General features: G+C 68.6%; 19 protein-coding genes, 1 tRNA gene and 1 riboswitch. Of the genes, 9 read left to right on the top strand and 11 right to left on the bottom strand.

All coding sequences use genetic code 11. The annotated features are described in order from the left end of the window. Window positions 1-21: 21 nt before the first annotated feature. A complete protein-coding gene (locus tag ACOZBP_RS09860; protein ID WP_422676437.1) occupies window positions 22-801 on the top strand; it encodes a glutaminyl-peptide cyclotransferase in 780 nt (259 codons plus the stop codon). Window positions 802-1,015: 214 nt separating this feature from the next. Here ACOZBP_RS09860 and ACOZBP_RS09855 read toward each other — a convergent pair whose 3' ends face one another. Next, a complete protein-coding gene (locus ACOZBP_RS09855) occupies window positions 1,016-3,178 on the bottom strand; it encodes a primosomal protein N' (protein ID WP_422676255.1) in 2,163 nt (720 codons plus the stop codon). Between the two features lie 177 nt (window positions 3,179-3,355). Between ACOZBP_RS09855 and fsa the strand changes: the two genes are divergently transcribed. The 4 genes from fsa to ACOZBP_RS09835 all read left to right on the top strand — a co-directional run bounded on the left by fsa (window position 3,356) and on the right by ACOZBP_RS09835 (window position 6,738). Continuing rightward, on the top strand, window positions 3,356-4,009 hold the full coding sequence (fsa, locus tag ACOZBP_RS09850; protein WP_422676254.1) for a fructose-6-phosphate aldolase: 654 nt from the start codon (window positions 3,356-3,358) through the stop codon (window positions 4,007-4,009). Between the two features lie 24 nt (window positions 4,010-4,033). Next, window positions 4,034-4,735: a DUF484 family protein gene (locus tag ACOZBP_RS09845; protein WP_422676253.1), complete on the top strand. Its 702-nt coding sequence runs from the start codon at window positions 4,034-4,036 to the stop codon at window positions 4,733-4,735. Beyond that, a complete protein-coding gene (locus ACOZBP_RS09840; RefSeq protein WP_422676252.1) occupies window positions 4,717-5,646 on the top strand; it encodes a tyrosine recombinase XerC in 930 nt (309 codons plus the stop codon). Before ACOZBP_RS09845 ends, ACOZBP_RS09840 begins: the two co-directional genes overlap by 19 nt. 66 nt (window positions 5,647-5,712) lie before the next feature. Continuing rightward, on the top strand, window positions 5,713-6,738 hold the full coding sequence (locus ACOZBP_RS09835; RefSeq protein ID WP_422676251.1) for a retroviral-like aspartic protease family protein: 1,026 nt from the start codon (window positions 5,713-5,715) through the stop codon (window positions 6,736-6,738). On the opposite strand, the gene ACOZBP_RS09830 is transcribed toward ACOZBP_RS09835, so the two are convergent. Continuing rightward, window positions 6,725-7,516 carry an SDR family oxidoreductase gene (locus ACOZBP_RS09830; protein WP_422676250.1) on the bottom strand — a complete coding sequence of 264 codons (792 nt, stop codon included), beginning with the start codon at window positions 7,514-7,516 and terminating at the stop codon, window positions 6,725-6,727. The genes ACOZBP_RS09835 and ACOZBP_RS09830 overlap by 14 nt on opposite strands. Window positions 7,517-7,722: 206 nt before the next feature. On the opposite strand from ACOZBP_RS09830, the gene ACOZBP_RS09825 reads away from it, so the two are divergent. After that, complete coding sequence (locus ACOZBP_RS09825; RefSeq protein ID WP_422676249.1) at window positions 7,723-8,778, top strand: hypothetical protein; 1,056 nt, start codon at window positions 7,723-7,725, stop codon at window positions 8,776-8,778. Between the two features lie 108 nt (window positions 8,779-8,886). Here ACOZBP_RS09825 and lpdA read toward each other — a convergent pair whose 3' ends face one another. The 4 genes from lpdA to ACOZBP_RS09805 form a co-directional block, all read right to left on the bottom strand. After that, complete coding sequence (gene lpdA / locus ACOZBP_RS09820; protein ID WP_422676248.1) at window positions 8,887-10,299, bottom strand: dihydrolipoyl dehydrogenase; 1,413 nt, start codon at window positions 10,297-10,299, stop codon at window positions 8,887-8,889. A gap of 186 nt (window positions 10,300-10,485) precedes the next feature. Then, window positions 10,486-12,795, bottom strand: a complete 2,310-nt coding sequence (locus ACOZBP_RS09815) for a TonB-dependent receptor plug domain-containing protein (RefSeq protein WP_422676247.1) — start codon at window positions 12,793-12,795, stop codon at window positions 10,486-10,488. A gap of 227 nt (window positions 12,796-13,022) precedes the next feature. Further along, window positions 13,023-13,097: transfer RNA gene (locus ACOZBP_RS09810), tRNA-Gly, on the bottom strand. 272 nt (window positions 13,098-13,369) lie between these two features. Further along, window positions 13,370-14,152 carry an SDR family oxidoreductase gene (locus ACOZBP_RS09805; RefSeq protein WP_422676246.1) on the bottom strand — a complete coding sequence of 261 codons (783 nt, stop codon included), beginning with the start codon at window positions 14,150-14,152 and terminating at the stop codon, window positions 13,370-13,372. Window positions 14,153-14,206: 54 nt separating this feature from the next. On the opposite strand from ACOZBP_RS09805, the gene ACOZBP_RS09800 reads away from it, so the two are divergent. Further along, the gene (locus ACOZBP_RS09800; RefSeq protein WP_422676245.1) at window positions 14,207-14,614 is read left to right on the top strand and encodes a YkvA family protein; all 408 of its coding nucleotides are present in this window, start codon (window positions 14,207-14,209) and stop codon (window positions 14,612-14,614) included. 122 nt (window positions 14,615-14,736) lie between these two features. Here ACOZBP_RS09800 and ACOZBP_RS09795 read toward each other — a convergent pair whose 3' ends face one another. Together ACOZBP_RS09795 and ACOZBP_RS09790 are read right to left on the bottom strand one after the other, a co-directional pair. Beyond that, on the bottom strand, window positions 14,737-15,483 hold the full coding sequence (locus ACOZBP_RS09795; protein WP_422676244.1) for a 2OG-Fe(II) oxygenase: 747 nt from the start codon (window positions 15,481-15,483) through the stop codon (window positions 14,737-14,739). Next, on the bottom strand, window positions 15,480-16,481 hold the full coding sequence (locus ACOZBP_RS09790; protein WP_422676243.1) for an NADPH:quinone oxidoreductase family protein: 1,002 nt from the start codon (window positions 16,479-16,481) through the stop codon (window positions 15,480-15,482). The genes ACOZBP_RS09795 and ACOZBP_RS09790 overlap by 4 nt, the downstream gene beginning before the upstream one ends. Before the next feature lie 109 nt (window positions 16,482-16,590). Between ACOZBP_RS09790 and ACOZBP_RS09785 the strand changes: the two genes are divergently transcribed. After that, window positions 16,591-17,466: an isoaspartyl peptidase/L-asparaginase family protein gene (locus tag ACOZBP_RS09785; protein WP_422676242.1), complete on the top strand. Its 876-nt coding sequence runs from the start codon at window positions 16,591-16,593 to the stop codon at window positions 17,464-17,466. A 258-nt stretch (window positions 17,467-17,724) separates the two neighbouring features. Continuing rightward, complete coding sequence (locus tag ACOZBP_RS09780; RefSeq protein WP_422676241.1) at window positions 17,725-20,586, top strand: M16 family metallopeptidase; 2,862 nt, start codon at window positions 17,725-17,727, stop codon at window positions 20,584-20,586. A 54-nt stretch (window positions 20,587-20,640) separates the two neighbouring features. Here ACOZBP_RS09780 and ACOZBP_RS09775 read toward each other — a convergent pair whose 3' ends face one another. The 3 genes from ACOZBP_RS09775 to rlmN all read right to left on the bottom strand — a co-directional run bounded on the left by ACOZBP_RS09775 (window position 20,641) and on the right by rlmN (window position 23,231). Continuing rightward, window positions 20,641-21,468, bottom strand: a complete 828-nt coding sequence (locus ACOZBP_RS09775; RefSeq protein ID WP_422676240.1) for a S1 family peptidase — start codon at window positions 21,466-21,468, stop codon at window positions 20,641-20,643. A 10-nt stretch (window positions 21,469-21,478) separates the two neighbouring features. Beyond that, a complete protein-coding gene (locus ACOZBP_RS09770) occupies window positions 21,479-21,922 on the bottom strand; it encodes a DUF350 domain-containing protein (protein WP_422676435.1) in 444 nt (147 codons plus the stop codon). Window positions 21,923-22,055: 133 nt separating this feature from the next. Then, window positions 22,056-23,231 carry a 23S rRNA (adenine(2503)-C(2))-methyltransferase RlmN gene (gene rlmN, locus ACOZBP_RS09765; RefSeq protein ID WP_422676239.1) on the bottom strand — a complete coding sequence of 392 codons (1,176 nt, stop codon included), beginning with the start codon at window positions 23,229-23,231 and terminating at the stop codon, window positions 22,056-22,058. Between the two features lie 113 nt (window positions 23,232-23,344). Beyond that, window positions 23,345-23,439, top strand: a riboswitch (yybP-ykoY riboswitch). Window positions 23,440-23,468: the final 29 nt, after the last annotated feature.

Below are 23,468 nucleotides of genomic sequence, written 5' to 3'. Positions count from 1 at the left end.
CCTATCTGGCCGGTCCTGGCGATGCTGCTGCTGGCGCTTCCTGCGTCGGCGGCGGCGCAGTCGCCGGGGCCGGCCGCCCCTTCCAGCGCCCCCGCCGCCCGTGCGCCGGTCTTTGGCTATGAGGTGGTCCGGACATTCCCCCACGACCCGACCGCCTTCACCCAGGGCCTGGTCTTTCGCGACGGCGAACTGATCGAGAGCACCGGCCGCGCCCCCTCAGGCGTCCGGCGCGTACGATTGGAAGACGGCGTCGTGCTGCAAAAGCGCGACCTCGACGCCGAATATTTCGGCGAAGGCCTGACCGAGATCGACGGCCGCGTCATCAGTCTGACCTGGACCAATGGCGTCGCCTTCGTTTGGAAGGCCGATGATCTCACTCCGACCGAACGCTTCAGTTATGCGGGCGAAGGTTGGGGCCTGACCCACGACGGGATGCGGCTGATCCTGTCGGACGGCTCGCCGAACTTACGCTTCTTCGATCCCGCCACCATGGCCGAGACGGGCCGCGTCGCCGTCACCCTGAACGGTCGTCCGGTGCGCCAGCTGAACGAGCTGGAATGGATCGACGGCGAGGTCTGGGCCAACGTCTGGCAGACCGACTACATCGTGCGGATCGACCCGGCCTCGGGCCATGTGGTCGGGGTCATCGACCTGAAGGGCCTGCTGCGTGCCGATCAGGTGAAGGACCCCGCCGACGACGTTCTGAACGGCATCGCCTGGGACGAGAAGACCCGCCGCCTGTTCGTCACCGGCAAGAACTGGCCCAGCCTGTTCGAGATCAGGCTGACCGAGCCGCGCTGAGCCTCCCACTTCCCGCTCATCCCGGCGGACGCCGGGATCCAGTTCTTTGGCTTCAAGCCCCAGCGTCTGAGGCTCTCACTGGGCCCCGGCGTCCGCCGGGGTGAGCGGAGGTGAGGGGCGGCGCTCAAACAGCGAGCCGCCGCGCGGCGAGCGGTAGCGCCTAAAACTCGCTCAAGCAGCGAGCGACCGCGTCGCGAGCGATAGCGCCCTTCGCTCAAAGAAAACTATAGGGGTCCACATCCACCGTCAGCCGCACAGAGGCCGGCACCTTCACCCGCGCCAGCCAGGCGCGCAGGAAGGCTTGCAGGTTGACGTCCCGATCGGCCCGGACCAGCAGCCGCTTGCGCCGTCGCCCGCGCACCAGGGCCAGGGGCGCGTCAGCGGGGCCATAGACCTCCAGCCGCTCGGCGTTGGGGATGGCCTCGGCCAGGTCGCGGGCGACCTTCTCGACCGCCATGGCGTTCTCGCTGGACAGGATGATCGCCGCCAGACGGCCGTGCGGCGGCAGGGAGGCGGCCTCGCGCTCACCCATCTCGGCCTCGACGAAGGCGTCCCGGTCGCCTGCCGCCAGGGCCATCAGCACCGGATGCTCGGGGGTCCAGGTCTGCAACAGGGCGCGGCCCGGCTTGTCCGCCCGCCCCGCCCGGCCCGTGGCCTGGGCCAGCAGCTGATAGGTCCGCTCGGCCGCGCGCAGGTCGCCGCCGCGCAGGCCCAGGTCGGCGTCCACCACCCCCACAAGCGTCAGACGCGGGAAGTTGTGGCCCTTGGCTGCGGCTTGGGTGGCCACCAGAATGTCGATCTCGCCCTCGGCCATCGACTGGATCAGGGCGCGCGCCGAGGCGCCGTCCGGCACGGTGTCGGAGCTGAAGATGGCGGTGCGGGCCTCGGGGAAGAGCTGGCGCACCTCCTCCTCGACCCGCTCGACGCCAGGGCCCACCGGCACGAGCGAGTCCTCGGCCCCGCACGAGGGACAGAGCTTGGGCTTGGCCATGGAGAAGCCGGTCAGGTGACAGACCAGCCGCCCGGTATAGCGATGCTCGACCAGCCAGCTGTCCGTATCCGGCGCCGTCAGCCGGTGGCCGCAGGCGCGACACAGGACGACGGGGGCGTAGCCGCGCCGGTTCAGAAACAGCAGGCTCTGTTCGCCGCGCGCAAAGGTCTCGCCGATGGCTTCGCGCAAGGGGGCCGACAGCCAGGTCTGCGGGTCGGGCGGACAGGTGCGCAGGTCGATCAGGTCGATGTCCGGCAGAACCGCCGACCCGTGCCGCGCCGCCAGCTTCAGCCAGCCGTAGCGGCCTTGGCGGCCGTTCCACAGGGTCTCCAGCGACGGGGTGGCCGAGGCCAGGACCACGGTCGCCCCCTCGATGCGGCTGCGGGCCACGGCCAGATCGCGGCCGTGATAGACCAGACCCTCTTCCTGTTTGAACGAACCGTCGTGCTCCTCGTCCACCACCACCAGCTTCAGGTTGGCGTAGGGCAGGAACAGGGCCGAGCGCGCCCCGACCACGATGTTGCAACGCCCGGCGACCACCGCCTCCCACACCTGACGACGGCGCGGCGGGGTCACGCCCGAATGCCATTCTGCCGGGGCTGCGCCGAAGCGGGCGGTGATCCGCTCGATCAGGGCCTGGGTCAGGGCGATTTCCGGCAGCAGGATCAGCACCTGCGCGCTCGGATCGGCGCGCAGCGTCCGCGCCGCCGCCTCCAGATAGGCCTCGGTCTTGCCCGAGCCCGTCACCCCGTCCAGCAGGAAGGGGGCGAAACCGCCCTTGGCCACAGCCTCCGCAATGGCCGTGGCCGAGGCCGCCTGATCCGGGTTCAGGGTCGCAGGCGCATGATCGGGATCGGGCGCGTCGAATGCGGCGACCGCCTCGATCTCGATGACCGTCAGCACGCCCTCGTCGACCAGTCCCTTGACCACGCCCGTCGAAACGCCCGCCGCGCGCGCCAGATCGGGGCTGGTCATCGTCTTCTGGCCCAGGGCCTCCAGCACCGCCGTCCGCGTCGCCGTGGGGCGGGCGGGATGGCGCCCTTCGACCCGTTTGACCCGCCGCTCAGGCCGGGGCCGGGGCGCGCGCAGGCCCTTCAAGGCCGTCGCCGCCATCTCGCCCGGCGGGCTCAGGGTCCAGCGTGCGGCCCACTCGACGAAGGTCAGAGTCCGCTCCGGCAGACGATGCTCGCTCAGCACCTGATCGATGGCCTTGAGCCGCCGGTTCGAGCCCGTCGTCTCGAACACCTCGGCGACCACGCCCCGGATCAGACGCGGCCCCAGCGGCACGGTCACCTGATCGCCGCGCACGACCGTCAGTCCCTCCGGGACCTCGTAATCGAAGGCCTCGGGCACCGGCAGGGGAATGAGGACGGAGGCGACGATCATGCGGCTTCTCCTCCCCATAAAATGGGGAGGTGGATCGGCGGCGCAGCCGACGAGACGGAGGGGCTGCTGCTGATCCCCCGAAGAGCCCCTCCACCACTTCGTGGTCCCCCTCCCCACAGAGTGGGGAGGAAAAAGGAGGCTCGCCCTTCGCCTTCGTCGGCGCTAAAACCCTGTCCCATGAAACTCTTTCTCGACACCGCCGACGTCGCCGTCATCAAGGACATGCTGCCCACCGGGATGGTGGACGGCGTCACCACCAATCCGTCGCTGATCGCCAAGTCGGGTCGGAACATCGCCGAGGTCATCGCTGAGATTTGCGCCCTCGTCGAGGGGCCGATTTCCGCCGAGGCCGTGGCGACCGATTTCGAGACCATGGTGAAGGAGGGCGACAAGCTGGCCGCCATCGCCCCGAACGTGGTCGTCAAGCTGCCCTTGACCTGGGATGGCTTGCGCGCCACGCGGGCCTTTGCGGACAAGGGGATCAAGACCAACGTCACCCTCTGCTTCTCCGCCGCCCAGGCCATGCTGGCCGCCAAGGCGAGCGCCACCTTCATCTCGCCCTTCGTCGGTCGTCTGGAAGACGTCGGCGCCGACGGCGTGGGCCTGCTGGAGGAAATCCGCGCCCTCTATGACATCCACGATTTCGACACCCAGATCCTGGCCGCGTCCTTGCGCAACCCTGACCATGTCACCGCCGCCGCCATCGCCGGCGCCGACGCCGCCACCCTGCCGGCTGACACTTTCAAGGCCTTGGTAAAGCACCCGTTAACCGACAAGGGGCTTGATGCCTTCCTGGCGGACTGGGGCAAGACCGGTCAGTCCATTCTGTAAATCCCGACCCGGAAAGAGGTCCGCTTGAGCACTTCCCTGGACCTCTCTTCTGACGCCGCCGAGGGCCTTCACTGGCCCGAGGTGCGGGCCTGGCTGAACGCCCACCCGGATCGTCTGCTGGACGACCGCACCCTGCTGGAAGAACTCGGCCTGCGCGCCACCGGCCGCAACGTGGTCGATTTCGGCCGCGCGGCCCTGACCCGGCTCGAAGCCGTGGTTCAGCGCGAGGCCGGCGCACGGAAACAGATCGAAGAGATCGCCCGCGCCAACTTCGCCGCCCAGACCCAGACCCACGTCTCGGCCCTGGACCTGATGGAGGCGACCACCCACGCCGAGCTGTCGCGTCAGCTGGACGCCACGTCTCAGGCCCGCTTCGGCCTGGCGGGCGGCGCCATCGCCATCGAGAAGCCCGGCGTCGTCCCCTTCGGCTGGAAGGCGCTGGAGCCGGGCCGCGTCGACGCCCTGCTGGGCGACGACGGTCTGGAATGGCTCGGCCCCAACTTCACCGGCCTGGACCTGTTCGGTCCCGCCGAGGGCGAGGTGAAATCCGTCGCCCTGGTGCGGATGAGCCTGCATCTCCCCGGCTCGGACGGCGCCCGCCCCGCCCTGTGCGCCTTCGGTTCGCACGAGGACGACGGCTTCACCCCGGCCATGGGCTGCGAACTGGTGGCCTTCATCACCCGCGTGGTGGAACGCATGGCCGAACGATGGCCGACGCAGGCCTGACAGCCCCCGAGGCGCTCCTCGCCTGGCTCGAGCATCTGGCGCACGAGCGTCGCCTGTCGCCGCGCACGCTGGAGGCCTATGGCCACATAGGCCGCCTCTACGTCGCCTTTCTGGAGCGTCATCGCGGCGAGCCTCAGACCCTGTCTGATCTCGGCGCCGTCACCGCCGCCGAGGTCCGCGCCCATCTGGCCGAGCGCAGAAGCGGCGACCGCCCCCTGAACGCCCGCTCGCTCAGCCAGACGCTGGCCGCCATTCGCGGCTTTCACGCCTTCCTCGACCGGCGCTGCGGCGTAGCCGCGCCGCAGCTGGCCCTGGTGCGCGGCCCGCGCGTCAAGCCGTCCCTGCCCCGCCCGGTCACGGAGGATCAGGCCCGGGGCCTGCTGCACGAATCCGAGACCGATCCCGACGCCGAACCCTGGGAGGCCGCGCGCGACCGCGCTGTCCTGACCCTGCTATACGGTTGCGGCCTGCGGATTTCCGAGGCCCTGTCGCTGAAACGCTCCGACGCCCCCCTGCCCGACGCCCTGCGCATCACCGGCAAGGGCGACAAGATGCGGATGGCCCCGGTCCTGCCCCAGGTGCGCGAGGCGGTGAACGCCTATCTGGCGCTGCAACCCTTCATCCTCGAGGCGGATCAGCCCCTGTTGCGCGCCAAACGCGGCGGCCCCTTGAGCCCCCGTCAGGTCCAGGCCACGGTTCAGCGGTTGCGCGGGCGCCTCGGCCTGCCCGCCTCGGCCACGCCCCATGCGCTCCGCCACAGCTTCGCCACCCACCTGCTGGGGGCCGGCGCCGACCTGCGGTCGATCCAGGAACTGCTGGGCCACGCCAGTCTCTCGACCACGCAGAAATACACCCAGGTCGACGCGGCCCATCTGCTGGCCGCCTATGCCGACGCGCACCCGCGCGGCTGACTGTTCAGCGGAGGGAATTGGCGCCTATTCTCCGTATGGGGATGGATCGCGACGTGGAGGCAGGCCTTGCGCCGACCGGAGTCCGTCAGCCTGCCGTCCCGCCGAGCGGCGCTTGCGCTGTCGGTCGGCGGCGCCTTCAGCCTGGCCCTTGCCGGCCCGGCCGCCGCTCAGGACCCGCCGTCGCAGCCGCCGCTTCCTGAACCCGACGAAACCGCGCGACTGCTGGAGAACCTGCTGACCCGGATGGGCGTCAAGGTGAACCTGGGCAGCCGTCGCGAGCCCCTGTTCGTCATCGACACCGGCGCCGAACGCACCGCCGTCTCCGACCGTCTGGCCAATGAACTGAACCTGAGGCCCGGCCCAGACCTGCTGGTGCACGGCATCACGGCGGCGGAGATGGTGCGAACGGTCCATCTGCCGCGACTGGACTTCTCGGGGCGGCGCTTCACCAACCTGACCCCGCCGGTCTTTCCCCATCAGGTGCTGGGGGCCGACGGGCTTCTGGGGCTGGACGTCCTGTCGCGGTTTCGCCTGACGCTGGAGCTGCGCCAGCGCCGCGTGATGATGGCGCCGTCCGGCCCCGACGTGGTCGAGCGCGGCATCGCCTTCGGCATGGCCAGCCGGATGCGCACCAACATCACCCCGGCGCAAAGCGGCCGTTTCGGCCAGTTGATCCTGACCCAGGTCCAGGTCGAGGGCGTGCCCGCCGTGGCCTTCGTCGACAGCGGCGCCCAGTATTCCATCGCCAATCTGGCCCTGATGCGGGCCATCGACGCCCGGATCGGTCCCGCCGCGCGTCGGTCCATTCAGGTTTACGGCGTCATCGGCCAGTCGTTGCGGGTCGATAGCGGCGCCGTCTCCAGCCTGCGTCTGGTGCGGCGCGAGCTGGGGACCACGCCCCTGCTGTTCGGCGAACTGCACGCCTTTCGGGTGCTGGGACTGTCTGAACAGCCCGCCCTCTTGCTGGGGGCCGACATCCTGACCCGGTTCAGCCGCATTACCCTGGACTACGGCCAGTCGCGCATCGCCTTGGGCGGCCTGATCAGACGCCCGCCCCCGCCCGCGCCGCAACCGGGGATCAGATCGCCTTGACCGCCCCGCCGTCCACGCGGATCAGCGAGCCGGTGACATAGCCGGCCAGCGGGCTGGCCAGGAAGGCGGCGACGGCGCCGAACTCTTCGGTCGTGCCGATGCGGCCTGCCGGGATGGACTTGACGGATTCCGCGCGCGCCTCGGCGGGCTCGACGCCCGTGGCGGCGGCGCGGGCCGCGTCCAGGCGTTCGATGCGCGGGGTGTCGATGCGACCCGGCAACAGGGTGTTGACCGTCACCCCATTGGCCGCGACCTCGCCCGCCAGGGTCTTGGCCCAGGCCGCCACCGAGGCGCGCAGGGTGTTGGACACGCCCAGCGTCCCGACCGGCTCGATCACGGTGATGGAGGCGACGTTCAGGATACGCCCCCAGCCCATGGCCCGCATTCCGGGCAGCACTCGGTCGGTCAGGCGAAACACCGACAGCACCATGGACTCGAAATGGTCGCGCCAGACCGAGGGCTCCAGCCCGTTCACCCCCGACGGCGGCGGCCCGCCGGTGTTGTTCAGCAGGATCTGGATCGGCCCGCCCAGAGCCGCCTCGGCTGTGTCCACCGCCTTCAACAGCCCCGCATGATCCGCCAGATCGGCCGGGGCGATCACCGCCCGCCCCGGCCCCATGGCGTTCAATTCATCCGCCACAGCCTGCAGCTTGACCGCATCGCGCGACAGCAGGGCCACATGCGCCCCCTCGGCCACCAGAGCCCTCGCCACGGCCCGTCCCAGGCCGCTGGAGCCGCCGCAGATCAGGGCGCGCTTGCCGGTGAGTTGAAGGTCCATGAGGGGTGTCCGGGGCCGTGGAAAAGGTCAGCGCCCGACATGGTCACGAGCGAGGCCAATTGCGAGGCCCGGCCGAAAACACCCTGCCGACTGGAGGACTTTGTCCGCTCTTGACCCCATTGCAGACCGGCACGTTTCCTCCAGACTGCCGCATTGAACTGCGTTCGCCGTACGAATGAACGTCATTGATTTCGACCGAGGCAATCATGAGATTCACGACCAAGCTGGCGCTCGTTGCGACGATGGCGGCTGCGAGCATTGTCCCGTCGTGCGCGAAATCCCGCGGACACCTTGCCCAGACCGACATCGCGCCTTCTATCTTCCTACGGAAGGCTGGAGTATGGGCCCTGTCCTCCGCGCAGCCGGGCTTCCCATATAATTCCGAACCCGCGCTTCAAACCATGTTCGGCGCCGCGGGGGAGTCGCCTTTCGGGTGCGGCCTAACGGCGGTTCGCAACGGCTATTTTTCCGGCCCGCGTGGCGGACTGACCTGCGCTTCTCGCGCCGCCGACGGCTCCTTGAAGCTGAAGGAGATTCAGAGGGGCGCTCACTTCGCCCGGGTCTATGATGCAGTCCCCTGGGAGAACGGCTTTCTCGTCGTGGCGCAACCTTCGGGGCGTGCTGGAGCCCAGGCGATTTTTTTGGACACTGATGGCGACATCCAAGGCACGTCGATTTTACCAGGAAGCAGACCTGACCAAGCCCTAATCATGCCCACGGGACGTATCGCCGTGCTTCGCAATGAAGGGCGCTCCTGCAATTGGATCGTACTGGAACGCGTGGAAGCCAGTTTCCGGCCCGTCGCGATGATCCCAGCAGATCAACCAATGTGCCATTTATCGAGCTTCAGCGGCGAGGCTCTGCGAGACCAGGCGAGCGGACAGATCTATCTGAGATCTCGCTACCCTGAGCCTAATGCTCTGTATCAGATCGACGACAATGGAGCGCAAAGCCCGGCCACCCTCGTTACGGTTGATTTCGGCGCCGATGTCGATCCAGATTCTAGTTCTGACGCCAGCTATGTGACCATTCACGATGGGGCGGTCTACTTCAGCTCCCCCACCCGAGCCGGACCGATTATCGGCCGGTATGATCTCGAGACTCGAAACACCACGATCACCGACTTCAGAGCCCCAAGCGGTCGGTGGCAAAACGCGGAACGGGTCTACGGCTTTGCAATGGCGCAGATCATCGGCCCTTCGCCGCATGTCGCAGTCATGAACCAAGCTGGCGACACCCGGATAGCAGCCCTCAACCCCTGATTTGTCGGACGCCGGAGCGGCGAGGTCGGCTTGCGACTCTAGCCAAAACGAAAACGGCGCGCCCCTTGCGGAGCGCGCCGTGATGCGTTCGGGCTGAGGGCCTGAGCCTTAGGCCTGCATGGCCCAGCCTTCGACGGCCATGGCCGCCTGTTTGACGGCTTCCGAGCGGGTCGGGTGGGAGTGGCAGGTGCGGGCGATGTCTTCCGACGAGCCGCCGAAGGCCATGGCGATGCAGGCCTCGCCGATCAATTCGCCGGCCGAGGGGCCGTAGATGTGGACGCCCAGGACCTTGTCGGTCGCGGCGTCGGCCAGAACCTTCACGAAGCCCTCGGTCTCGTGGTTGATCTTGGCGCGGCTGTTGGCGGCGAAGGGGAACTTGCCCTTCTTGAAGGCGACGCCCGCGGCCTTCAGCTGCTCTTCGTTCTTGCCGACCCAGGCCACTTCCGGTCCGGTGTAGATGACGCTGGGGACCAGGTCGTAGTCGACGTGGCCCGCCTTGCCCGCGATCAGCTCGATGACCGCCACGGCGTCTTCCTCGGCCTTGTGCGCCAGCATCGGGCCATAGGTGACGTCGCCGATGACCCAGACGCCGGGCGCCGTGGTCTTGAAGTGGTCGTTGGGGATGACGCCGCGCTTGTCGGTCTCGATGCCGACCGTCTCCAGGCCCAGACCGGCGGTGTAGGGACGACGGCCGATGGCCACCAGGACCACGTCGCCCTTCAGGGTTTCAGCCGCGCCGCCGGCCGAAGGCTCCAGCGTCAGCTCGACGCCGTCCTTGGTCGAGGTCGCGCCGGTCACCTTCGTGCCCATGCGGAAGGTCATGCCCTGCTTGGTCAGGCCGCGCTGGAAGGCGACCGCCACCTCGGCGTCCATGCCGGCGCCGACCTTGTCGAGGAACTCGACCACGGTCACTTGCGCGCCCAGACGACGCCAGACCGAGCCCAGCTCCAGGCCGATGACGCCCGCGCCGATGACGATCAGATGCTTGGGCACCTTGGGCAGGGCCAGGGCGCCGGTCGAGTCGATGACCTTGCCGTCCTCGAAGGCGACGCCCGGCAGCGGGGTCGGCTCGGAGCCGGTGGCGATGACGATGTTCCTGGTCTCATAGGTCGTCTTCGCACCGTCGGCGGCCTCGACCTCGACCTTGCCTTGGCCGGCGATGCGGCCGCGGCCCTTGATCCAGTCGACCTTGTTCTTCTTGAACAGGAACTCGATGCCCTTGGTCAGGGCGCCGACGCTGTCGTCCTTGGCCTTGTGCATCTGGCCGAGATTCAGCTTGGGCTTCACCTCGATGCCGATGCCGGCGAATTCGGTATTGGCGGCTTCAAACAGCTCCGAGGCGTGCAGCAGGGCCTTGGACGGCATGCAGCCGACGTTCAGGCAGGTGCCGCCGAGCGTGGCGCGCATCTCGACCACGGCGACCTTCAGGCCCAGCTGGCCCGCGCGGATGGCGGCGTTGTAGCCGCCCGGCCCGCCGCCGATGATCACTACGTCGTAGGTCTGGGGAGCGGCGTCGGCCATGGATATCCTCTGATCGGTCTGGCGCTGGGAAGGGCGGCGCGGACACTAGCGCCAGCCCCGGCGGGGTCAACCGCCACGGTCCATATAGGCCGGGATTGCGGCCGGGGCCATGCCGACCAAGGCCCAAGCCGAATGCAAAAGGGCCGGGCGTCGCCGCCCGGCCCCTGTCGCGAAGGTTCAGAAGCCTCAGAAGGCCATGCGGGCGACCAGCTGGAACCAGGGACCGGCGGTTTCGGTCTCCAGCTCATACTCGTCGTAGTCGCGGCCGATCTGGTCCTCGATGGTGTTGAACTTGTCGAACACCTCGTCCTTGGACGAGTCGAGCAGGTTGGAGCCGGTCAGGCGCACCACGACGCGCTCGCCGATCTGCTTCTCGACGAAGACTTCCAGATCGCCGCCGTAGCTGGTGACGACTTCCTCACCGACGATGCGGCTCTTGGCGTCGCCCTGCTTGCGATAGGTGGCGCCGAAGGCCGCGCCCCATGCCCGGATGTCGTGGGTGAAGCCGACGTTGAAGACATAGTCCGACTGGGCGTTGAAGCGACGGTCGCCCATGAAGTCGTCGACCGAGCTGTCCAGCCAGGAATAGTTCACGAAGACGCCGGTGTTCTCCATGCCGATGAAGTCCAGCGGCGTGGAGAGGTCGAACTCGGCCCCCCAGACCTGGCCGTCGCCGACGTTGCTGGCGGTCAGGACATAGGACACCAGCTCCTCGGCCGCCTCTTCCGGGGTCGCGCCGTCTTCGATGGCGTCGTCATAATCGTCCTGGGCCTGCTCCGAGAAGGCGCCGGTGTTGGTGATCTCGATCAGGTCGGTGATGTCGCGGTAGAAGAAGTTGATCCCCACCACGCCGCGACGACCCAGACGACGCTCGTAGCCGACATCCAGACCCCAGGCCTTTTCGGGCTCCAGGTTCGGGTTGCCCAGGAAGTCGTTGTCGCCGTACTCGCCTTCCAGCATGGCCGGCGAGATGAAGTCGAAGTTCGGGCGGCGGACGGTGCGCGCGACCGAGGCCGTGATCCGGTCCGCGTCGCTGAGGGCCCAGCGAACACTCGCCGACGGCAGCAGGACGCCATAGTCCTTGCTCTGCACGCGATCGGCGGCGTCGACGGTCTCGTCCGTGATGGTGACGTCCGTGGTTTCGTAGCGGAGGCCCGCCTCCCACTTGATCGCGCCGTTTTCACCCGACAGCATGACATAGGGGTCGAGGCGCTTTTCCTCGATGGTGCTGAGGCCGCCCGCCACGGCTTCGAAGTCGCCGTAGTCGCTGTCGGCCAGGGCGCGCAGGACCGTCTCGTTCTCGACCTCGGCGCCGGCCTCCAGGATGGAGGTGTCGCGATCCTTGCGGGCGTATTGCAGGCCGAACTCCAGCTCGGCGCCCGACAGCTGGATCTTGTGCTCCAGCGCCGCCTGCCATTCGTTGTCCTGGATACGGCTGCGGACCTTGGTCCCCTCGATGACCTCGTCGCCGATGTCGATCTCTTCCTCCAGCTCGTCCTGGGCGTCGTCGATGGCGGCGTAGCCCAGCTTGAAGGTCGTCTGACCGCCCAGCATGTCGCGACGATAGCGGCCGTTCACCGCCCAGTTGTCGGTCAGGATGTCCAGCGGGTTGCGGCTCGCCTTGGCGATGTCGTCGACGTCGCCTTCGTCATATTCGATCGAGTTCTCGTCCTGAACCCGGTCGGTGCGGACGAACAGGCCGTCCAGCTTCAGCTCGCCGCCGGCCAGCGGCATTTCATAGGACAGGTTGGCCGAATAGTCGGTGCCGTCGCGGACGTCGCTCTGGGCCTCGGTGTCGGTCAGTTCGCCGTTGGGCGCGTCATAGCGCCAGCTGAACTTCTGCTTGGGATTGCGACGGTCCTGAATATTGGCGCCGACCAGCAGGCGGCCCGGTCCGACCTCGCCGCCCCAGACCGCGCCATAGGTCCCGCCCCACTGGCCGTACTTGCTGTCATCCCAGTTCAGGGCGCCCAGGCGCAGATAGCCGCCGTCCAGCGACAGGGCGTCGCGCAACACGATGTTGATGGCGCCGGCCACGGCGTCGCCCGAGCGGTTGGCGGAGGACGAGCGCACGACCTCGACCCGTTCGATCAGTTCGGCAGGGATGCGGTCGACAAAGAAGGAGCGGTCCAGATTGGCGCCCGGAACGCGTTCGCCGTTGATCAGGATCTGAGTATAGGCGGAATCCAGGCCGCGCATGCGCACGCCGTCGGATTCCAGAACGTCGGACAGGAAGGTCACCGACGGCACGCGCTTCAGGGCGTCGCCGGCGGTCAGCGGCTCGAACCGCTGGAAATAGTCCAGGTCGTAGGACAGGGTCGGTACGACCGCGTCCGTGCGGTTGCGCATCGCCGGTTCGCCCGTGACGATGACCTCCGACAGGGCCGTGACCGGGCCGTCGTTATAGTCCGGCGCCCGGACGGTTTCCTCGGCGCTGACAGCGCCTGCGATGGCGAGAGGGGCGACGGCGGCGCCCAGCAGAAGACCCAGCTTCATTTGTCTTGTTCCCCGACGATGCCGGCCTGCGATCAGGCTCTGGTTGTCGAGGCCGCTCGCTAGCGGGGTGCGGCGACGCAGACGCGACGATTTCGCGAAGAGGATTCTCCGGTTTGCCGACCATCAGGCGACAGATCGTCCCGATGCTGAGGATTATTCGCGGAGAGGGTCTGAAATGCGAAACGGGGCCCGATCTTGCGATCGGACCCCGTGTTCCCATTATCGACTGGAGCGGGCGAAGAGATTCGAACTCTCGACCCCAACCTTGGCAAGGTTGTGCTCTACCACTGAGCTACGCCCGCATTCCTGTGGAAGCGATGTGCTGCTCCCCGTCGAGGAGGGGCTTTTAGCCGACCCTTCTCAGACGGCGCAACCCCCTTTTTGGATTTTCCGACAATCCGCTGCTTTTTTTAGAATAGTTCTGAAATTTCAAACGAAAGCGGCCCCCGCAGCCGCCGAAGGAAGCGTCGCGAGGGCCGCTGAAATCAGCTTCTACGGATCAATCCCGCGCGCAGCCCCCGCCCAAGCAGCGAGCCGCCGCGCGGCGAGCGTTAGCGCCCTTCGCGTCGCGCTATCAGCGCGGCGCCAGCCTGATGGCCCCGTCCAGACGGATGCATTCGCCGTTGATGTAGACGTTTTCGGCCAGATGCAGGGCCAGCGAGGCATAGTCGGCAGGGGTGCCCAGGCGGCTGGGGAAGGGAATGGCGGCGGCCAGGCTGTCCTGAACCTTCTGGTCCATGCCGGCCATCATCGGCGTCCACATGATGCCGGGCAGGATGGTGTTCACGCGAACGCCGTCCTGGGCCAGATCGCGCGCGACCGGAAGCGTCATGGCGTAGACGCCGCCCTTGGACGCCGAATAGGCGGCCTGGCCGATCTGACCGTCCTGGGCCGCGACCGAGGCGGTGTTGATGATCAGGCCGCGCTCGCCGTCGGCCATCGGCTCAGCCTGAACCATGCCCAGGGCCGACTGCGACAGGACGCGGAAGGTGCCGAACAGGTTGATCGTGACGGTGCGCTCGAAGGAGGCCATGTCGTGGGCGCGGACCTCTCCGGTGTCGCGCTTCCTGCTGACGGTCTTCTGGCCCGTGGCGATGCCGGCGCAGTTGACGGTCAGGCGCTCCTGGCCGTGGGCGGCGCGGGCCTTGACGAAGCCGGCGGCGACGCTCTCGTCCGAGGTCACGTCCACCTTGCAGAAGACCCCGCCGATGTCTTTGGCGATCTCCTCGCCGCGTTCCTCGTTCAGGTCGAACAGGGCGACCTTGACGCCCCTGGCCGCGAGCGCCCGCGCCGTGCCCTCGCCCAGGCCCGAAGCCCCGCCCGTGACCACCGCCGCAATCGAACCGTCGAGTTTCATGAAGATCGTCCCTATATTCTTTGAACCGAGTGTCTGTGCGAGGATTTAGCGGCCATGACCGCCAAAGCCAAACCGGCGTCGCCCATCGACGCCATCGATCCCGACAAGGCCCTGGTCCCCACGGTTCAGAGGGTCAATGAAATGCGCGTGAAAAAAGGCTTCTGGCCGAAGATCCGCAGCACTGCCTCGCGCATCCCCTTCGCGGGTCAGGCCCTGGCCGCCTGGTATGCGACGCAAGATCCCAAGACGCCGCTGGCGGCCAAGGGGATCATGCTGGGGGCGCTGGCCTATTTCGTCATGCCCCTGGACGCCATTCCCGACGTCTTCGCCGGCATCGGCTTCACAGACGACGCGGCGGTGATCGCCGCCGTGCTGGCGACGCTGGGCGCCCATGTAAAGCGCAAGCACCACGACCAGGCCGAGGCCGCGCTGAAACGGGTGCGCGACGCCGCCGAGAGCTAACCGTCGCCCCGTCATCCCGGAAGCGGCGCAGCCGTTGTCCGGGACCGCTCAGGACGGCGCCGTCGAGTGTGTGGCGGTCCCGGCTCTTCGCCTGACGGCTTCGGCCGGGATGACGGGAAATGTCAGCCGCGCTCCAGCGGCTTGGCCCGCCACCAGCCGGTGACCGAGTAGCGCGGCCCGCCGGCGAAGGGCGCCACGGTCGAAACCGCGTGCATCTGCGGCACCGCGAAGACGTTCAGGGCGCCGAAGCTGGGGACGAAGCTCTCGGTGATGTCGCCGCCTTCGTCGAGGAATTGCAGCAGGCCGCCCCACTCCGCCCGCCAGCCGGGCGACAGGTTCAGCACATAGGCGTAGAGCCGCTCCGTCTTCGGATTGGCGTCGCTGTGCCGGTTTAGGAAATGGCCGGGCAGATAGCGCGTCACCTGACCGTCGGAAAAGGCGATGCGATCGTCTCCCGTCAGGCGGCGCGCAAAGTCCAGAAAGGCCTCGGTGTTGAACATATCCAGCAGGTCGAACAGGATCTGCGGCGTCGCCATGCCCGCCTCGCGCGCCGGACCCAGCCGCAGCCGGTCGAACAGGAACTGCAGCCCCTCGGTCGCCCCGGCATAGGCCTGCTGCGTCACATGGGCCTGATCCTCGGGTGAGGACGCGTCCAGCGTCGCCACCGGAATGTCGGCCCCCAGCGGATTGAGGAAGGTGCGAACCCAGGGCTGGTCGGGGGCCAGGACGGCGGCGTGCAGGGCTTCGGCCCCCGCGCCGAACAGGCCGGGGACGCGGGTGCGGCCGGTGCGGGCCAGCCGTTCGGCGGCGGCGGCGAAGTCACCCTCGCCCACCGCCAGCTTCAAGGCCGGGTCGAGATGGGGGCTCATCCCTCGGTCACGACCACGATCTTGCCCATGGCCGTTCGGTCGCCCAGGGCCTTTATGGCCTCGTGCGCCTCCTCCAGCGGATAGGTGCGGCTGACGCGCGGCTTGATCTTGCCGTCCTTCCACATCTGCATCAGCTCGGCCATGTTGGCGGCGTGGGCGGCCGGATCGCGCGCCACCGCCGCGCCCCAGAAGACTCCGATCACCGAGACCGACTTCAACAGGGTCAGGTTCAGCGGCAGGGAGGGAATGCCCGCCGGGAAGCCGACCACCAGATAGCGGCCGTTCCAGTCCATGGCCCGCAGCGCCGGCTCGGCGTAGTCGCCGCCGACCGCGTCATAGACCACGTCGGCGCCGTCGCGGCCCGTGGCCAGCTTCAGCTCGCCCGACAGGGCCTTCTGCGCCGCCTTGTCCATGGCGCCGGACGGATAGATCAGGCCGTTGTCGGCCCCGAGGTCCAGGGCGAACTCCACCTTGTCGTTGGTCGAGGCGGCGGCGACGACCCGCGCGCCCATGGCCTTGCCCAGTTCGACGGCGGCGGCGCCTACGCCCCCGGCGGCCCCCAAGACCAGCAAGGTCTCGCCCGGCTTCAGCTGTGCCCGATCCTTCAGGGCGTAGTAACTGGTGCCATAGGTCATGGTCAGGGCGGCGGCTTCCTCGAAGCTCATGCCCTCGGGCATGGGGATCAGGCTGGAGGCCGGGACCGCCAGACGCTCGACCAGACCGCCCCAGCCGGGCACGGCGATGACGCGGTCGCCCTTGAACACGCCCTTGACGCCCTCGCCCACCGCATCGACCACCCCCGCCACCTCGGCGCCGGGCGAGAAGGGGCGCTCGGGCCGGAACTGGTACCTGTCCTCGATGATCAGGGTGTCGGGGTAGTTGATCCCCACGGCCTTGACCTCGATCACCACCTCGCCCGGCTTGGGGGTGGGATCCATGACCTCTTCGACGACAAGGCTGTCGGGGCCGCCGACGGCTTTGGACAGGACTGCGCGCATGCTGGTTTCTTCCGTGATCCCCCGTCGGGCCATGGCGCCGACACGATTGCGACGCTAATCAGCGCGCGGCCCGATGCAAAGAGGCCGAACAGACTTTCAGGAGACGACCATGGCGCGAACCGCCCTCATCCTCCACGGCGGCGCCGGCGCCCGGCGCGAGCGCAACTACGACGCCGAGGTGGTTCACATGCGCGAAGTGGTCGAGGCGATGAAGGCGCGGCTGGACGCGGGCGCCTCCGCCGTGGACGTGGCGGTCGAGGCCGTGGTCATGCTGGAAGACTCCGGCCTCTATGTCGCCGGGCGCGGCGCCTCGCCCAATCTGGCCGGGGCCTATGAGCTGGACGCCAGCCTGATGGACGGGGCTTCGGGCAAGGCCGGGGCCGTCGCGGCGTTGCAGGGTTTCCGCAACCCGGTCGTCGCCGCCCGCGCCGTGATGGACCGCACCCCCCACGTCATGCTGGCGGGCGAAGGCGCCGCCCTGTTCGCCCATGATCAGGGGCTGGAGCCCATCGGCGACGAAGAGGCCTGGTTCACGCGCGCTGGGCAAGGTGAGGACAATCATCCGCCCGGCGTCCTCAGCCACGGCACCGTCGGCTGCTGCGTGCTGGACTCTGAAGGTCGCCTCGCCGCCGCCACCTCGACGGCGGGCGTCTTCGGCAAGATGCCGGGCCGCGTCGGCGACACCCCCATCCCCGCCGCTGGCACCTGGGCCGACGAGCACGCCGCCGTCTCCTGCACCGGTCAGGGCGAGTATTTCATCCGCGTCGCCGCCGCCGCCCGCACCGCCATCGGCGTGGCCGCCGGCCAGACCCTGGCGCAATCCTCGCAAGCCGTGATCGACCGCATCGGCGGCCTGGGCGGCGACGGCGGCCTGATCGCGCTGGACCGCGACGGCAACATCGCCGCCCCCTACAACAGCCAGGGCATGAAGCGCGCCTGGTTGACCACCGACGGCGAAGTCGGGGTCGAGGTGTTCGACCTGTAATTCTCTTCCGCTCATCCCCGCGGAGGCGGGGACCCAGTGCTTTGGGATCACATGCTGCCGCGCCTAATTGATCGCAACTTCACCACGCTCGGCGTGTGAGGTTCTTACTGGGTCCCCGCCTCCGCGGGGATGAGCGGTGGATGTAGGATCCGCCGCGCTTCATTACAGCACCGTAAGGTGCGCGGCGGGTTTCAGCCCTGATAGGGTCCGCCCACCTGCCCCCGGCGCAGCTTGCGGGGCGACCGGAACCTGACGCCCATGAAGACCCGCCTGATCCTGACCGCCTGCGCCTCGGCCCTGCTGCTGGGCCTGCCCGCCGCCGCCTTCGCCGAGGGCGCGGCGCCCGCCGTCGCCGCCGTCGCCGCCGCACAGGGCGGCGTCGCCGTGCCGCCGCTGGGCTTTACCAAGCGCGTCCTGGCCAACGGCATGGAGGTCTATACCGCCCGCGACGCCTCGACCTCGAACGTCACGGTCCAGGTCTGGTATCGCGTCGGCTCCAAGGACGATCCGGCGGGCCGTTCGGGCTTTGCTCACCTGTTCGAACACCTGCTGTTCAAGGCCACCAAGAATATGCCGTCCGAGACGTTCGACCGTCTGACCGAGGACGTCGGCGGCATGAACAACGCCTTCACCGCCGATGACGTCACCGCCTATTACGAGGTCGTCCCCGCCAACCACCTGCAGCGCATCCTCTTCGCCGAGGCCGACCGCATGGGCTCGCTGGTGGTCGATGAGGCCACCTTCGTCTCCGAACGCGACGTGGTGAAGGAGGAATACCGCCAGCGCATTCTGGCCAGCCCCTATGGCCGCCTGTTCGGCCTGTTCACGCCCGAGACCATCTATCAGGACCACCCCTATCGCCGTCCGGGCATCGGTTCGATCGAGGAGCTGAACGCCTCGACCCTGGACGACGTCCTGCGTTTCCACGCCACCTACTACCGGCCCGACAACGCCATGCTGATCGTGGCCGGCAACTTCGATCAGGCCCAGCTGGACGCCTGGGTGGACGACTACTTCGCCCCGCTGAAGCGCCCGGCGACGCCCATGCCCGTCAATGACGTCAAGGAGCCCGAGCCGACCGGCCCGCGCGCCGCCACCTATTATGCGCCGAACGTGCCCCTCCCCGCCGTGGTCCTGGCCTGGAACACCGTGGCCTATCGCGATGCCGACCGCGCCGCCCTGACTGTGCTGGACGGGGTGCTGTCGACCGGCGAATCCAGCCGTCTGTACCGCTCGCTGGTCTATGATCAACAGATCGCCGCCTCGATCGGCTCCAACCCCGACTTCGCCCAGCAGGCCGGCAACCTGACCGCCTACGCCATCATGGCCGACGGCCAGACGGTGGACGCCGGCAAGGCCGCGCTGGAGGCCGAGATCGCCCGCCTGCGCGACGCCCCCGTCACCGCCGCCGAACTGAGCGAGGCCAAGAACGAGCTGGTCGCCAACGCCCTGCGCGGCCGCGAGAGCATCGACGACCGCGCCACGACCCTGGGCATGGCCCTGATCATGACCGGCGACGCTGCCGCCGCCGACCGCGAGATCGCCGAGATCCAGGCCGTCACCGCCGCCGACGTGCAGCGCGTGGCTCGCCGCTATCTGACGCCGCAGCGCCAGATCACCATCAACTACCTGCCCGCCGACGACGAACATCCGGCCAGCGTGCAGAAGATGAACGTGGGCGCCCCTGTCACCGTGGCCGAACTGGCCCCCGCCGGTCCGGTCGCCGTCCTGCTGCCGGAAGCCGAGCGCGCCCGCCTGCCCCAGCCGGGCGCCGAAGTGGCCCCGGCCACGCCTGCGGTGGCCGACTTCCGGCTGGCCAACGGGATGCGGGTCCTGGTCGCCCCGACCGAGGGCCTGCCCCTGGTCTCGGCCCGCCTGAACTTCAACGCCGGATCGGCCAACGACCCGGCGGGCAAGCCCGGCGTCGCCGCCATGACCGCCGGCCTGCTGACCCAGGGCACGACCACCAAATCAGCCCCGGAGATCGCCACCGCCATCGAGCAGCTGGGCGCCAATATCGGCGCGGGTTCGGGCGCCGACTTCACCAACATCTACGCCAATGCGCCCAAGGACGTGTTCGGCCGCTCGCTCAGCCTGATGGCCGATCTGGTGCGCAACCCGGCCTTCGCCGCCGAGGAGCTGGAGCGCCAGCAGTCGCAGACCCTGGACGGCCTGCGCGTGGCCCTGAGCCAGCCCGGCTCCATCGCCGCCCAATCGGTCGGCCGCGTCATCTACGGCGACGCCCCCTATGGCGCGCCCGGCGGCGGCACCCTGACCAGCGTCCCTGCCATCACCCGCGACGACGTGGCCGCCTTCCACGCCGCCCGCTATCGTCCGTCGCAGGCCACCATCGTCTTCTCGGGCGCCGTGACGCCCGCCGAGGCTCGTGAACTGGCGCAGGCCGCCTTCGGCGACTGGCGCGACCCGTCGGCCGCCGCACCCGCCCCCGTCGCCAAGGCCGGTCAGACCCTGGCGCCGCGCATCGTCGTCATCGATCAGCCAGGCGCGGGTCAGGCCGCCGTCACCGCCGCCATTCGCGGCATCAAGCGCGCGGACGCCGACTACTTCCCGCTGACGCTTGGCAACACCCTGCTGGGCGGCGGCTTCTCGTCGCGTCTGAACCAGGAAATCCGCATCAAGCGCGGTCTGTCCTACGGCGCCCGCTCCTCGGTCGGCGCCCAGCAGGACGTCGGCGTCTTCACCGCCTCGACCCAGACCAAGAACGAGACGGCGACCGAGGTGGCCGACCTGATCCTGGCCGAGATCGGCAAGCTGGGGACCAGTCCCGCGACCGAGGCCGAACTGTCCCCGCGCCGCGCTGCGCTGATCGGCGGCTTCGGACGCTCGCTGGAGACGGTGGACGGTCTGGGCGGTCTGGTCGCCAACCTGGCCCTCTACGACCTGCCGATGAGCGATCTGGCCGACTACGCCGGCAAGGTCCGTTCGGTCACCCCGCAACAGGTCGAAGCCGCCTTCGCCGAACACCTGCCCACCGACCGCGCCAGCCTGGTCATCGTCGGCGACGCGTCCAAGTTCATCGACGCCCTGCGGGCAAAATACCCGAACGTCGAGGTCATCCCCTTGACCGACCTGAACCTGGACAGCGCCACGCTGAAGTAGAGCGGCCTCGATCCTCCCCTGTCGCATCGCGACGGGGGAGGATCGAAAAAGGCTTTACGCCGTCAGGCAGACGACCTGGGCCACGCGCAGATCGCGGCGCAGGCGGTCGGCGACCTGGCCATAGTTGTCGGTGTTGACCGCCTCGCCCAGGGCTTTCTCGTCGGCGCGCTGTTCGCCGCGAATGGCGGGCCCGAAGGTGTCGGGCGCCGTCGTATAGATCAGGCCCCGGCGAGGGGCTTCGGCGATGGTCACGCCCAGCACCCGGCCGCGACGGTCCAAAGCCGGCGCCCCCGACAGACCTGACAAGGTCCCCTTCAGCCCCTTCGTGCGCCCGGACTCAGCCCAGGCGAGCACCGGCTCGTCCCGTTCGCCGCGCCCCCGGATCTTCAGGGTTTCGCGCCCCAGCAGACGCGAAGCGACTTCGCCGGGATGGCCTTGCGGGAAGCCGGGATGGAAGGCGCGCTGGCCCTTGCGCAACGGCGTCTGCGTCGCGACCGGCAGGGCGGGCGGCCCGCCCTCGGTCAACAGCAGGGCCACATCGGCGCGCGCCGCCAGCCGCACATCGGCCGCCAGAGCCCGCCCGCCGCCGATCACCAGAGCGGGACGAGAACAGCCCTCGACCACATGCCGCGCCGTGACCCAGCGGCCGTCGCCGGCGATGGAGAAGGCGGTACCGGACGAGGGCTGGAAAGGAATGTCGGGCGCGATGACGGTGACGGATGGATCAAACGGGGTGACCGGGCCCAAGAGGGCGCCATGCGCCTCGTCGTCCTCGGGCGCATGGGGGGCGTCCGCCTTCTCCCGTCGCCCCAGAGACACGATCAGCAGGGCGCCGATCACCGCCGCATAGATGGTCCAGTCGGGAAGATGGGGAAAGCGCATCCTCGCGCCGTCAGCCCGTCAGGGCGGCGGCCAGGATCAGGGCCGTGGCCAGCTTGGCCCCCGCCAGAACCACGGCCGCGGCCACCTCGCCCTTTTCGATGCGCTGCGGCAGGCCGGTCAGCAGCAGGTCGACGACGCGGAAGGCCAGCAACTGCAGCACCACCGTCGCCACGCCCCAGATGGCGATGTCGCGAATGGAGGTCGAGATCGACAGGGAGACGGCCAGTGGAATGGCCAGACCGACCAGCACCCCGACAAAGGCCACGGCGGCGGCCGGATTGCCCTGACGGATCAGCGCCACTTCGCGCCACGGCGTCAGCAGGGCGTAGACGGTGGCGCCCATGGCGAGAAGGCCGAAGGTGACGATCAGGTGCAGCAGCAGGGTCGGAAAGCCGGTGGCGAAGGCCTGAACCTCGGGGCTCGACAGGACGCTGGGCAGAGACGACGAGTCCATGATGTGCGAGCCCGCAGCCTCCAGCTGAAAACGGAACGAAAGCAAAACAGCCATGCCCAAGCGAGCGTCGCTCCGCTAGAGCAGCGGAGCCACAGTCGATCAGGAAAACAACGTTACGCGCAGGGTGGCGGCGTCATGCCGCGGCGGCGTCGTCTGCATCCCCCGCGCGCTCGGCCTTGATCCGCGCCGAGGCCCGCTGCTTCTCGCTCTCGGACTTGAGCTGGCCGCAGGCGGCCAGGATGTCGCGGCCGCGCGGAGTGCGGATGGGCGAGGCGTAGCCGGCCTTGTTCAGGATGGCGGCGAAGCGTTCGATGGTCTTCCAGTCCGAGCACTCATAGTCCGTGCCGGGCCAGGGGTTGAACGGAATCAGATTGACCTTGGCCGGGATGCCCTCGATCAGCTTGACCAGGGCGCGGGCCTCGTCGGGGCTGTCGTTGACGCCCTTCAGCATGACGTATTCGAACGTCACCCGGCGGGTGTTGGCCAGACCCGGATAGGCGCGGATGCCGGCCATCAGCTGGTCCAGCGGATACTTCTTGTTCAGCGGCACCAGAACGTCGCGCAGGGCGTCGTTGGTGGCGTGCAGGCTGATCGCCAGCATGGCCGCCGTGCGGTCGCCCAGCGCCTGCAGTTGCGGCACCACGCCCGAGGTCGAGACGGTGATCCGGCGCCGCGACAGGGCGATGCCCTCGTTGTCCGAAATGATGTCGATGGCGTCGGCGACATTGTCCAGATTGTAGAGCGGCTCGCCCATGCCCATGAAGACGATGTTCGTCAGCTTGCGGTCTTCCTTGGGCGACGGCCATTCCCCCAGGTCGTCGCGGGCCACCTGGACCTGGGCCACGATCTCGGCCGCCGTCAGGTTGCGGACCAGCTTTTGCGTGCCGGTGTGGCAGAAGGTGCAGTTCAGGGTGCAGCCGACCTGGGACGAGACGCACAGGGCGCCGGCCCGGCCCACGTCAGGAATATAGACGGCCTCGATTTCGATGCCCGGGGCCGTGCGGATCAGGTATTTGCGGGTGCCGTCTTTCGACACCTGACGCTCGACGATCTCGGGGCGGGCCAGGGTGAAGGCCTCGGCCAGGGCCGCGCGGGTTTCCTTGCCGATGTCGCTCATCAGGGCGAAGTCGGTGACGCCGTAGTGATGAATCCAGCGCCACACCTGCGAGGCGCGCATCTTCGCCTTCTCCGGCGGACAGACCTTGGCTTCGATCAAGGCGTTACGCAGGCCCTCGCGCGTCAGACCGCTGAGGTTGACGGGGGCTTTAACCGGGGCGGAAGCACGCGAAAGGTCGAGCGTGATGCTCAAGGCTGGATATCCTGCGGCGGGGGTGAAGCGACGGCGTCTAGCACAGATGGGGCGCCTTGTCGCCTTCGGCCAGTTCCGGGTTGAACCCCTGCACCTCAGCCGCTAGAGGAGCGCCCGTTGGGGAGTAGCTTCCGGCATAGCCCAGCCGGGGTCGCGTCAACACACTTGCCCGTCGCGGGCATGGTGCGACCAGCGGATCATTCCGCCTAGCGAGACCAGCGCACCCTGGGGGCCGAG

Source organism: Brevundimonas sp. NPDC058933, from assembly GCF_049315965.1.
Taxonomy (GTDB): domain Bacteria; phylum Pseudomonadota; class Alphaproteobacteria; order Caulobacterales; family Caulobacteraceae; genus Brevundimonas.
The sequence above is the reverse complement of the archived record's forward strand: the minus strand, read 5'-3'. Positions and strand labels throughout refer to the sequence as shown.